General features: G+C 68.7%; 11 protein-coding genes (1 of these 11 only partly in view). 10 read left to right on the top strand and 1 reads right to left on the bottom strand.

Annotated elements, in window-relative coordinates; genetic code table 11:
- The 9 genes in view from RSD66_RS01765 to leuB are tightly spaced (at most 33 nt apart) and all read left to right on the top strand, a layout consistent with a single transcriptional unit that may run on beyond the window.
- A protein-coding gene (locus RSD66_RS01765; RefSeq protein WP_415288771.1) for a dihydroxy-acid dehydratase crosses the window boundary here: on the top strand, positions 1–1,160 show its 3' portion. 583 nt of this gene lie to the left of the window's left edge; 1,160 of the gene's 1,743 nt are visible here — the last part of the coding sequence; its start codon lies beyond the left edge, outside the window; the stop codon is at positions 1,158–1,160.
- A gap of 12 nt (positions 1,161–1,172) precedes the next feature.
- A complete protein-coding gene (ilvC, locus tag RSD66_RS01760) occupies positions 1,173–2,186 on the top strand; it encodes a ketol-acid reductoisomerase (RefSeq protein ID WP_415288770.1) in 1,014 nt (337 codons plus the stop codon).
- Positions 2,187–2,219: 33 nt separating this feature from the next.
- Positions 2,220–3,926: an acetolactate synthase 2 catalytic subunit gene (gene ilvG / locus RSD66_RS01755; RefSeq protein WP_415288769.1), complete on the top strand. Its 1,707-nt coding sequence runs from the start codon at positions 2,220–2,222 to the stop codon at positions 3,924–3,926.
- A gap of 2 nt (positions 3,927–3,928) precedes the next feature.
- On the top strand, positions 3,929–4,180 hold the full coding sequence (locus RSD66_RS01750) for an ACT domain-containing protein (protein WP_025976572.1): 252 nt from the start codon (positions 3,929–3,931) through the stop codon (positions 4,178–4,180).
- A complete protein-coding gene (locus tag RSD66_RS01745) occupies positions 4,180–5,418 on the top strand; it encodes a 2-isopropylmalate synthase (protein WP_415288768.1) in 1,239 nt (412 codons plus the stop codon). Before RSD66_RS01750 ends, RSD66_RS01745 begins: the two co-directional genes overlap by 1 nt.
- Positions 5,402–6,376, top strand: coding sequence for a branched-chain amino acid transaminase (locus RSD66_RS01740; protein ID WP_415288767.1), 975 nt, complete (start codon positions 5,402–5,404; stop codon positions 6,374–6,376). Before RSD66_RS01745 ends, RSD66_RS01740 begins: the two co-directional genes overlap by 17 nt.
- Positions 6,363–7,811 carry a 3-isopropylmalate dehydratase large subunit gene (leuC, locus tag RSD66_RS01735; protein WP_415288766.1) on the top strand — a complete coding sequence of 483 codons (1,449 nt, stop codon included), beginning with the start codon at positions 6,363–6,365 and terminating at the stop codon, positions 7,809–7,811. Before RSD66_RS01740 ends, leuC begins: the two co-directional genes overlap by 14 nt.
- Positions 7,811–8,413 carry a 3-isopropylmalate dehydratase small subunit gene (gene leuD, locus RSD66_RS01730; protein ID WP_024354213.1) on the top strand — a complete coding sequence of 201 codons (603 nt, stop codon included), beginning with the start codon at positions 7,811–7,813 and terminating at the stop codon, positions 8,411–8,413. Before leuC ends, leuD begins: the two co-directional genes overlap by 1 nt.
- Positions 8,413–9,531: a 3-isopropylmalate dehydrogenase gene (gene leuB, locus RSD66_RS01725; protein WP_024354214.1), complete on the top strand. Its 1,119-nt coding sequence runs from the start codon at positions 8,413–8,415 to the stop codon at positions 9,529–9,531. The genes leuD and leuB overlap by 1 nt, the downstream gene beginning before the upstream one ends.
- A 56-nt stretch (positions 9,532–9,587) precedes the next feature.
- On the opposite strand, the gene RSD66_RS01720 is transcribed toward leuB, so the two are convergent.
- Entirely contained in the window at positions 9,588–10,181 is a 594-nt protein-coding gene (locus tag RSD66_RS01720; protein ID WP_024354215.1) for a TetR/AcrR family transcriptional regulator, read from the bottom strand.
- 138 nt (positions 10,182–10,319) lie between these two features.
- On the opposite strand from RSD66_RS01720, the gene RSD66_RS01715 reads away from it, so the two are divergent.
- Entirely contained in the window at positions 10,320–11,531 is a 1,212-nt protein-coding gene (locus RSD66_RS01715; RefSeq protein ID WP_415288765.1) for an efflux RND transporter periplasmic adaptor subunit, read from the top strand.
- Positions 11,532–11,535 lie beyond the last annotated feature (4 nt).

Below are 11,535 nucleotides of genomic sequence, written 5' to 3'. Positions count from 1 at the left end.
CGGTTTGCCCCGGCGCCGGCGCTTGCGGCGGTCAGTTCACGGCGAACACCATGGCCATGGCCCTGTCGATGATGGGCGTTAGCCCCATGGGCGCCAATGACGTGCCCGCCGTCGATCCGGCCAAGGGCGCGGAAGGCGAACGCTGCGGCCGCCTGATCGTCGAGCGCGTTTTCGCCGGAGATACAGCGCGCAAATACATCACCAAGGCCAGCCTGAAGAACGCGGCCATCGCCGTCTCAGCCTCGGGCGGATCGACCAACGCCGTCATGCACCTGACCGCCATTGCGGCCGAGGCGGGCGTCGATTTCGGCGTCGAGGACTGCCATCAGGCCTGCGTCGAGGCGCCGGTCATCTGCGACCTGAAGCCGGGCGGCCGCTTCCTGGCCTCGCACCTGTATGCGGCGGGCGGCACGCGCCTGGTCGCCCAGCGTCTGGCCGAGGCGGGGAAGATCGCCAACGTGCCGACCGTCTCGGGCCGCAGCCTGTTCGCCGAAGCCGGCGATGCCGAGGAACAGCCAGGCCAGCAGGTCGTGACCAGCTTCGACGCCCCGGTCATGGCGCGCGGCTCCTACGCCGTCATCTACGGCGATGTCGCGCCAGAGGGCGCCGTCATCAAACTGACCGGCCATAAGGTCGATCGCTTTGAAGGCTCGGCCGCCGTATTCGACTGCGAGGAAGACGCCTTCCACGCGGTGCAGGACGGATCGGTCGGCGAAGGCGACGTCATCATCATCCGCTACGAAGGCCCCAAGGGCGGGCCCGGCATGCGCGAGATGCTGCAGGTCACCGCCGCCCTGAAGGGCCGCAAGGTCGAGAACGTCGCCCTGCTGACCGACGGCCGCTTCTCGGGCGCCTCCTACGGCTTCGTCGCCGGCCACGTCTCGCCCGAGGCGGCGGCGGGCGGCCCCATTGCTCTCATTCGCGATGGCGATCCGATCGTCATCGACGTCACCAACCGAAGGATCGACGTGCTCGTCGATCTGGAGGCGCGCCGGGCGGATTTCGCCCCCAACCGTATCCGCCCGGCGCAAGGCGTTTTCGCAAAGTACCGCGCCGCCGTCGCCTCCGCCTCGCAAGGGGCCGTGACCATTCCCAATCCGCCGCCGGCCCAGATCCCCGCCGATCTGGCCGCCCGCTCCACCGAAAACGCCGCTTCTTAAGGACCGCCTCTCATGGCCATCACCATCTACACCAATGAAGACATCAAGCCGGGCGCCATCACCGGCCAGCGCATCGCCGTCATCGGCTATGGCTCGCAGGGTCGCGCCCACGCCCAGAACCTGAAGGATTCGGGCCACGACGTGATCGTCGGCGTCCGTCACGGCGGCACGGGCTGGAAGCACGCGACCGAAGACGGCCTGGCCACGGCCGAGCCCGCCGAGGCGGTTCGCGGCGCCGACATCATCGCCATCCTGACGCCCGACATGATCCAGAACGAGATCTACCGCGACGTCATCGAACCGAACGCCAAGCCGGGCTCGGCCCTGCTGTTCGCCCACGGCTTCTCGATCATCTACGACCGCATCACCCCGCGCGACGACATGGATGTCATCCTGGTCGCGCCCAAGGGACCGGGCGATCTGGTCCGTCGCGAGTTCGCGCGCGGTCGGGGCGTCCCCTCCCTGTTCGCCATCGAGAAGGATGCGACCGGCAAGGCCCGCGATCGCGCCATGGGCTACGCCAAGGGAATCGGCGGGGCGACCGGCGGCCTGCTTGAGACCTCGTTCCGCGAAGAGACCGAGACCGACCTGTTCGGCGAACAGGCCGTTCTGTGCGGCGGGGCCAAGGAGCTGGTGATCCAGGGCTTCAACACCCTGGTCGAGGCCGGCTACCAGCCCGAGATCGCCTATTTCGAATGCCTGCACGAGCTGAAGCTGATCGTGGACCTGTTCTACGAGGGCGGCATCTCCAAGATGCACCACTTCATCTCGGAAACGGCCAAATGGGGCGCCGTCGCCTCGGGTCCGCGCGTCATCACCGACGAGACCCGCGCCCGCATGAAGACCGTGCTGGACGAGATCCAGAGCGGCCAGTTCGCGCGTGAATGGATCGCCGAGAACGAGGCGGGCAAGCCAAAATACGAGGCCCTGCTGACCGAGGACCGCTCTAGCCAGATCGAACAGGTCGGCGCCCGTCTGCGCGACCGCATGGCCTGGCTGCAGACGGCCAAACAGGCCGCCGCCTGACCCTCTGTATATATTAAAAGAGAGACTGACCCGATGAGCGCCGCCGCGCCCGCCCTGAAAACACCCCCCGCCCCGGCCGTCATGACCGGCGCGCGCCTGCTTGTCTCCAGCCTGGAGCGGATGGGCGTAGAGGTGGTGTTCGGCTACCCCGGCGGCGCCATCATGCCGATCTACGACGCCCTGACCGGCTCGTCGCTGAAGCACATCCTGGTCCGTCACGAACAGGCCGCCGCCTTCGCCGCCGACGCCTATGCGCGCCTGAGCGGCCGGGTCGGCGTCTGCATGGCGACCTCGGGCCCCGGCGCCACCAATCTGATCACCGGCATCGCCAACGCCATGATGGATTCGGCGCCGATGGTCTGCATCACCGGCAATGTCCCCCAAGGGGTCATGGGCACCGACGCCTTCCAGGAAATCGACATCCTGGGCGTCACCCTGCCGATCGTGAAACACTCCATCCTGGTCCGTGACGCCGCCGAGATCCCGGCCGCCATCGAACAGGCCTTCCACATCGCCGCCTCGGGCCGCCCCGGCCCGGTGCTGGTCGACCTGCCCAAGGACGTGCAGTTCGCCGAAACGGTCGCCCCCTTCGGCTTCAACATTCCCAATGAGGCGACTCAGGCCGACCCCGACGCCATCGCCGAGGCCGAGCGCTTCATCCGCGCCGCTGAACGCCCCCTGATCTACATCGGCGGCGGGGTGAAGATCGGCCGCGCGACCGAGGCCCTGCGCGCCTTCGCCGCGACCACCGGCATTCCCGCCGTCGCCACCCTGAACGCCCTGGGCACGGTGCCGACCGACGCCCCCGGCTTCCTGGGCATGCTGGGGATGCACGGGACGCGCGCGGCCAATGAAGCGGTCCAGGCCTCCGACCTGCTGATCGTCATGGGCGCCCGCTTCGACGACCGCGCCACCGGCAAGCTGGCCGAGTTCGCCCCCCACGCCCGCGTCGTCCACTTCGACGCCGACGCCTCGGAGATCGGCAAGCTGCGCGAGACCCACGTCGCCGTCGGCGGCGAGATCCGCCCGGCCATCGAGGCCCTGACGACGCGCATGGCGGCGGCTCCGCTGACCATCGACCCCTGGGTCATCCGCTGCGCCTCGGCGGCCGCGCGTCACGCCGCCCGCTATGACGCGCCGGGCGAAGGCGTCTACGCCCCGGCCCTGCTGAAGCAGCTGTCCGAAATGGCGGGCGACCGCTTCGTCGCCGCCTGCGATGTCGGCCAGCATCAGATGTGGGCCGCCCAGCACTGCCGCTTCGCCCGGCCGGAAGCCCACATCACCTCGGGCGGTCTGGGCGCGATGGGCTTCGGCCTGCCTGCCGGTCTGGGCGCCCAGACGGCCGACCCGGACGCCATCGTCGTCACCATCGCCGGCGACGGCGGCTTCATGATGAACGTTCAGGAGCTGGCCACCCTGCGCCGCTACGGCGTGCCGCTGAAGATCGTCCTGCTGGACAACTCATCGCTGGGTCTGGTGCGCCAGTGGCAGGAGCTGTTCTTCGCCGAGAACTATTCCGAGATCGACCTGTCCGACAATCCGGACTTCGTGAAGGTGGCCGAAGCCTTCGGCGTCGAGGCCTTCCGCATCGACCGCCGCGATCAGGTCGAGGCTGGTCTGGCCCGCCTGCTGGCCGCCAAGGGCGCCTGTCTGGCCCACGTCGTCATCGACCCCAAGGAAAACGTCTGGCCGCTGGTGCCGCCAGGCAAGAGCAACGCTGAAATGATGGAAGGCGCATGAGCATGAGCGACACCATTCACATCCAGATCGACCGGGCCGACGGCTCGCTTCAGCGTCTCATCGGCCTGGTGGAGCGCCGCGGCTTCCACATCGACGGCATCAACATGGCGGATGAAGGCGCGATGCGCCGCATCGCCCTGACCGTTCGCGGGCGCGACGCCGCCCGTTCCATCGACACCCTGGGCCGCCAGATCGACCGCCTGATCGGCGTCGCGCGCATCCAGGCCCAAACCTTCCAGTCCGAGGCCGCGTAATGTCCCGAGTAGACCGAGTATCCAGAACCGCCGAGATTGCGGCCGATCCCAACCGGGTCATCATCTTCGACACCACCCTGCGCGACGGCGAACAGGCGCCGGGCTTCTCCATGTCGGCCGAGTCCAAACTGAAGATGGCCCATGTCCTGCGCGACCTGGGTGTGGACGTGATCGAGGCCGGCTTCGCCGCCGCCTCGCCGGGCGACGAGGAATGCATCCGTCGCGTGTCAGGCGAGATCGAGGGGCCGGTCTTCGCCTCCCTGTCGCGCGCCAACGAGAAGGACATCGACGCCTCCTTCCGCGCCCTGGCCCCGGCGCCGAAATCGCATCGTCGCTGCCACGTCTTTCTGGCCACCAGCCCGATTCACCGCTCGGCCAAGCTGCGCATGAGCACCAATGAGGTGCTGGCCACCATCTCGCGCACGGTGGAATACGCCGCCTCCCTGTTCGACGACGTGGAGTTCTCGGCCGAGGACGCCTTCCGCACGGAGCCGGAGTTCCTGGCCGAGGCCCTGATGGCCGCCGCCGACGCCGGCGCCCAGACGCTGAACGTGCCCGACACCGTCGGCTACGCCACGCCCGAGGAATCGCGCCAGCGCTTCGCCTATCTGGACGGGATCATCCGCCCGCGTCACGCCGACATCATTTTCTCGTCCCATGCCCACAACGACCTGGGCCTGGCGGTCGCCAACTCCCTGGCCGCCGTCGAAGGCGGCGCCCGTCAGATCGAAGGCGCCATCAACGGCATCGGGGAACGGGCGGGCAACGCCTCGGTCGAGGAAGTCATCATGGCCCTGCGCACCCGCGCGGACCGCTATGGCGTGACCATCGGCTCCGAGAGCCGCCACCTGGTGCGCGCCTCCGAGACCCTGCGCGAAGTGACCGAGACGGTCATCGCCCGCAACAAGGCCATCGTCGGCCTGAACGCCTTCGCCCACGAGGCCGGGATCCACCAGCACGGCATGATGGCCGACGCCCGCACCTACGAGATCATGCGTCCCGAAGACGTCGGTTTCGAGGGGAGCTACTTCGTGCTGGGCAAGCATTCCGGCCGCCACGCGGTCGGTAAGCGGGCCGAAGCCCTGGGCCACGCTCTGGAAGGCCAGCGTCTGGCCGAAGTCTTCGCCGGCTTCAAGCGCCGCGCCGACGAGATCGGCGAGATCAACGACGCCGAACTGACCGCCATCATCGCCGCCACCGCCCCCCAACAGGACAAGACCTATGCAGCCGCTGGCTAAGAACATCTGGATCAATGGCGAGCTGATCGCGTGGGAAAAGGCCACGGTTCACGTCATGAGCCACGCCCTGCACTACGGCACCTCGGTGTTCGAGGGCATCCGCGTCTATGACACGCCGAACGGCCCGTGCGGCTTCCGCCTGACCGACCACATCCGCCGCCTGTTCGACAGCGCGCGCATCTACCACTTCCCCATGCCTTACACCGAGGACGAGCTGGTCCAGGCCTGCAAGGACGTGGTGCGCGCCGAGGGCCTGCGCTCGGCCTATCTGCGGCCGCTGGCCTTCCTGGGCGAGTGCGGCATGGGCGTCAGCCCCTCGGCCGAGGCGATCCGCAGCGATGTGATGATCTCGGCCTTCGCCTGGGGCGCCTATCTGGGCGAAGAGGCGCTGGAGAAGGGCGTCGACGCCTGCATCTCCAGCTGGAACCGCGTGGCCCCGAACACCGTCCCGGCGGGCGCCAAGGCGGGCGGCAACTATCTGTCCTCCTATCTGATCGGGCGCGAAGCCCGTGTGCGCGGCTTCGGCGAGGGCATCGCCCTGGGCGCCGACGGCCTGCTGTCGGAGGGCGCGGGCGAGAACCTGTTCATCGTCAAGGACGGAGTGCTGATGACCCCGCCCGCCGCCGCCTCCATCCTGCAGGGCATCACCCGCGACAGCGTGATGAAGCTGGCGCGCGGCCTGGGCTATGAGGCGCGCGAGCAGGTGCTGCCGCGCGAGGCCCTGTACGTCGCCGACGAGGTCTTCATGACCGGCACGGCGGCCGAGATCACCCCCGTCCGCTCCATCGACGGCATCATGACCCGCGCAGGCGGCCCCGGCCCGGTGACCAAGGCGGTCAACAAGGCCTTCCGCGGCCTGTTCGACGGCACGACGCCCGACCGTTTCGGCTGGCTGGAGCCGATCGGCGAGACCACCGCCGGCGCCGCCGCACAGGAGCGCGTGCATGAGCCGGCCTAAGACCCTGTATCAGAAGGTGTGGGACCGGCACGTTGTCGTGCCGGAAACCGGCGAGACGCCGGGCGTCATGTATGTGGACCTGCACCTGGTCCACGAAGTCACCTCGCCCCAGGCCTTCTCCGAGATCGAGGCGCGCGGGCTGAAGGTCCGCCGCCCCGACCGCACCTTCGCCACTCTGGACCACTCGACCCCCACCCTGCCCGCCGGGCCAGATGGTCAGCACCCCTACGTCACCGAACAGGCGCGTCGTCAGGTCGAGACCCTGGAGGCCAACTGCGCCCGACATAACGTCGAACTGGCGGGCTGGGGCTCGGACCAGCGCGGCGTCGTCCACGTCATGGGACCGGAACTGGGCCTGACCCAGCCGGGCATGACCGTCGTCTGCGGCGACAGCCATACCGCCACCCACGGCGCCTTCGGAGCGCTGGCCTTCGGCATCGGCACCTCGGAAGTCGGTCATGTGCTGGCGACCCAATGCCTGCTGCAACGCCGGGCCAAGGCCATGCGGGTGACGATCAACGGGCGCCTGCGCCCCGGCGTCTCCGGCAAGGACATGGCGCTGGCCGTCATCGCCGCCATCGGCTTCGGCGGCGGCACCGGCTACGTCATCGAATATGCGGGCGAGGCCGTGCGCGCGCTGGACATGGAAGGGCGCATGACCCTGTGCAACATGTCCATCGAGGCGGGCGCCCGCGCCGGCATGATCGCCCCCGACCGGGTCACCATCGACTGGCTGCGCGGCCGTCGCCACGTCCCCGCCGACTATGAAGCCGCCGCCGCCGACTGGCTGGCTCTGGCCACGGATCCCGGCGCGGTCTTCGACAAGGAGGTCGTGCTGGACGGCGCCGCCATCCGTCCGATGGCCACCTGGGGCACCACCCCCGACGCCGGCGCCCCCGTCGGCGCGCCCGTGCCGCAGCCGCGCTCGGCCTCGGACCAGAAGGCCATCGACTACATGGGCTTCACCGCCGGAGAGGCGACCACCGGCCACAAGGTCGATGTGGTCTTCATCGGCAGCTGCACCAACGGCCGCCTGCCCGACCTGCGCGCCGCCGCCGAAGTCCTGCGCGGCCGCAAGGTCCAGCCGGGCGTGCGGATGCTGGTGGTCCCGGGTTCGGAGGCCGTCCGCCGCGACGCCGAAGCCGAAGGCCTGGACAAGGTCTTCACCGAGGCGGGCGCAGAATGGCGCATCCCCGGCTGCTCCATGTGCATCGCCATGAACGGAGATTTCGTCGCGCCCGGTCAACTGGCCGTCTCGACCTCCAACCGCAATTTCGAGGGCCGTCAAGGCAAGGGCGCCCGCACCATCCTGGCCAGCCCCGCCACAGCCGCCGCCAGCGCCGTGGCCGGGGTGCTGACCGACCCGCGCGTCTATCTGGAGGCCCCCGTCCTCAAGCAAGCGAGCGCCGCGCGCGAGGCGGTAGGAGCAGAATAATGTCTGAGCCCTTCAAGACCCTGACGTCGAAGACCCTGACCCTGAGCCAGGCCAACATCGACACCGACCAGATCATCCCCGCGCGCTTCCTGACCACCACCTCGCGCGAGGGTCTGGGCGCCCAGGCCTTCTATGACTGGCGCTATGAGGCCGATGGGTCGCCCAAGCCGGAATCGGTGCTGAACCGCATCGACCCGACCGAGCACCGCATCCTGCTGGCCGGTCCCAACTTCGCCTGCGGCTCCTCGCGCGAGCACGCGCCCTGGGCCCTGCTGGACTATGGCTTCCGGGCGGTGATCTCGACCGAGATCGCCGACATCTTCACCTCCAACGCCCTGAAGAACGGCTTTCTGCCCATCGTCGTCGATCAGGCCGTCTGGGACGATCTGGCCGCCCACCCGGAGCAGCCGGTGACCATCGACCTGGAGGCGGGCGAGATCCGGCGCGGCAACGTCCCCGCCGTGCCGTTCAAGGTCGAGTCCTTCGCCCGCCAGTGCCTGCTGGACGGCGTCGACGCCCTCGGCTGGCTTCAGGCCAAGCTGCCCTATGTCGCCTCCTACGAACGCCTGCGCCAAGACACCTATCAGCCGGAGACCGCCTGATGACCGCCCATGACACGCCCGCCGCCGCCCGCGCCTTCAATATCGTCGTCCTGCCCGGCGACGGCGTCGGGCCGGAGGTGACCCTGGCCGCCCAGCGAGTGCTGACCTGCATCGGCGACATCTACGGCCATCGGTTCGACTTCACCGAACACCTGATCGGCGGCGCCGCCATCGACGCGGTCGGCGAATCCTTGCCCGAAGAGACCAAGGCCGCCTGCATCGCCTCCGACGCCGTGCTGCTGGGCGCCGTCGGCGGGCCCAAGTGGGACGGCGCCCCGGTTCGTCCCGAACAGGGTCTGCTGGCCATCCGCAAGGCGATGGGCCTGTACGCCAACCTGCGTCCGTTGCAGGTCTCGCCGGTGCTGGCCCACCGCTCGCCGCTGAAGAAGGAGATCGTCGAGGGCGTCGATCTGATCGTCTTCCGCGAACTGACCAGCGGCGTCTATTTCGGCGAGCGCACCCGCACCGAAACCTCGGCCTCAGACCTGTGCGTCTATACGGTGGAGGAGATCGAGCGCGTCGCCCGGGCCGCCTTCCAGGCCGCCGAACAGCGCCGCGGAAAGGTCACCTCGGTCGACAAGGCCAACGTCATGGAGACCAGCCGCCTGTGGCGCGAGGTCGTGACGCGCATCCACGCCGAGGAATATCCGCAGATCACCCTGGAGCACGCCCTAGTCGACTCCATGGCCATGCACCTGATCCGCAAGCCGCGCGACTATGACGTCATCCTGACCGAGAACATGTTCGGCGACATCCTGTCGGACGAGATTTCAGTGCTGGGCGGCTCCATCGGCCTGCTCCCTTCAGCCTCGCTGGGCGCCGACGGCCCCGGCCTGTTCGAACCGATCCACGGCTCGGCGCCGGACATCGCCGGACAGGACCTGGCCAACCCCGTCGGCATGGTGCTGTCGGCGGCCATGATGCTGCGTCACAGCTTCCAGTTGGAGGATGAGGCCGATTCCATCGAGGCGGCGGTCGCGGCCGTCCTGGCCTCGGGGGCCGTCACCGCCGATCTGGGCGGAGCGCTGGGCACGGTCTCGGCCACCCGCGCCATCGTCGACGCCATCCGGGCCATCCACTGGGCGGCGGCGCGCCATGTGCCGATGCACTGGGCCTGAGACTTTTAAGCAAGACAGCGATGGAGAGGCGGGCCCTTGGTCCGCCTCTTCTTAATTCAGCCGTCGATCAGGCCCTGAAGCGCGCGGGCCATGCGCTGGGCCAGAGACGCCTTCTGGGCCTCGTCCAGGCTTGAATAGCCGTCGGACAGTTCGCGGCCGATCGCCATGCCCATGATCAGGCCTGCCGCCATGCGCGCCCGCACCGGCGCGTCCTCGCCGCCGATCCACTGGGTCAGGGGCTCGAAGAAACGAGAGTTGGAGGTGCGCTGAACCACGTCCATCGCCTTGGTCGAACCGATCGAACGCAACAGGATCAACAGACCGCGCATCTTGGCGCCGCCGTCTTCATATTCGCATGGCGTCATGTCGCCATAGACGATCTCGCGCGCCAGGCGCTCGCCGAAATCCTCGCGCGAGCCGTCCATCAGATCGCGGCCGTTCTTGCAACTGTCCATGACCGCCACGAACAGATCTTCCTTCGAGCCGAAGTAGCGGCTGATCAGGGCCGCATCGACGCCGACGTCGCGCGCCACGTCGCGCATGCCGACATCATCATAGCTTTCAGCGCAAAAGCGTTCGCGCGCCGCTTCCAGAATGGCCTGGCGGGTGGCGTTGGCGTTACGCGGCCGGGGAACGTCGCAAAGGACCAATTGGTCGCACTCCAATAAACCTTACGGGCTATATGGCCTTGTCATCAGGCGTTGACAAGCGTCGCCGACGTCGTCTTTAAGTCAGCCGGTGTTGACTGGACGCCTCCTCCCCAATGAGCGCACAGTCCTTTGGATAAAATGACTCCCAAGGAGATTGCGCCGATGCGCACGGTGAAGATCGCGGCCGCGTCCGTCATGATGGCGGCTGCCCTCTATGGCTGTTCCAAGGGACAGGAGGCGCCGGCCCAGGGCGCGCCTCCGGTCACGGTGGCGACGCCCCTGTCGCAACAGGTTGTCGACTGGGACGAGTTCACAGGGCGCTTCGAGGCGACCCGCTCCGTCGACGTGCGCGCCCGCGTGGGCGGCTACATCCAGTCGGTTCACTTCAAGGACGGCGACTTCGTACGCCAGGGCCAACTGCTGTTCACCCTGGATCCGCGCCCGGCCCAGGCCGCCCTGGCTTCGGCCCGCGCCCAGCTGGCCCAGGGCCAGGCCCAGTTGACTCTGGCCCGCACCGAACTAGCCCGCGCCGAAGGCCTGTTGGCCTCTCAGGCCGTGTCCCAGGCCGAAGTCGACGCCAAGCGCGGCGCTGTCCAGACCGCCGAGGCCAGCATGGCCGCCGCCAACGCCGCCATCCGCGCGCGTCAGCTGGACGTGGAATTCACCCGCGTCACCGCCCCCATCTCGGGCCGCGTGTCCGACCGTCGGGTCGATCCGGGCAACCTGATCGGCGGCGGTTCGTCCGCCGGCGACGTGCTGACCACCATCGTCTCATCGTCGCCGATCTACTTCGTCTTCGACGGCTCCGAAGCCCTGGCCCTGAAATATCAGCGCGACGCCCGCAACGGGTCGGCTCCGATCCGCATCCGCCTGCAGGACGAGACCGCCTATGACCGCACCGGCACGCTGGACTTCACCGACAACGCCATCGACGCGTCTTCGGGCACCATCCGCCTGCGCGCCGTGGTGCAGAACGCCGACGGCTTCCTGAAGCCGGGCATGTTCGGCCACGCCCAGCTGGCCGGCTCGGGCGGTTACGCCGCCATGCTGGTGCCGGACGCCGCCGTCGTCACCGATGGTCCGCGCAAAGTGGTCTATGTCGTCGCCAAGGACGGCACGGTCGGCGCCAAGCCGGTCCAGCTGGGACCGGTCGCCAACGGCCTGCGTGTCGTGCGCACGGGCCTGACGCCGGACGACCGCGTCATCATCAACGGCCTTCAGCGCGCCCGTCCGGGCCAGAAGGTCACCGCCCAGAACGGGACCATCAAGGCCGAGGAAGCCAAGGCCGACGCGCCTGTGACCACGGCCCCTGTCGCCTCGTCCGCCACCTTCGTCGCCAGCGCCGGCTGAGGAG

The sequence above is a fragment of the Brevundimonas sp. S1H14 genome, assembly GCF_047716865.1.
GTDB lineage: Bacteria > Pseudomonadota > Alphaproteobacteria > Caulobacterales > Caulobacteraceae > Brevundimonas > Brevundimonas naejangsanensis.
This window is presented reverse-complemented; position numbering and strand designations above follow the sequence as displayed.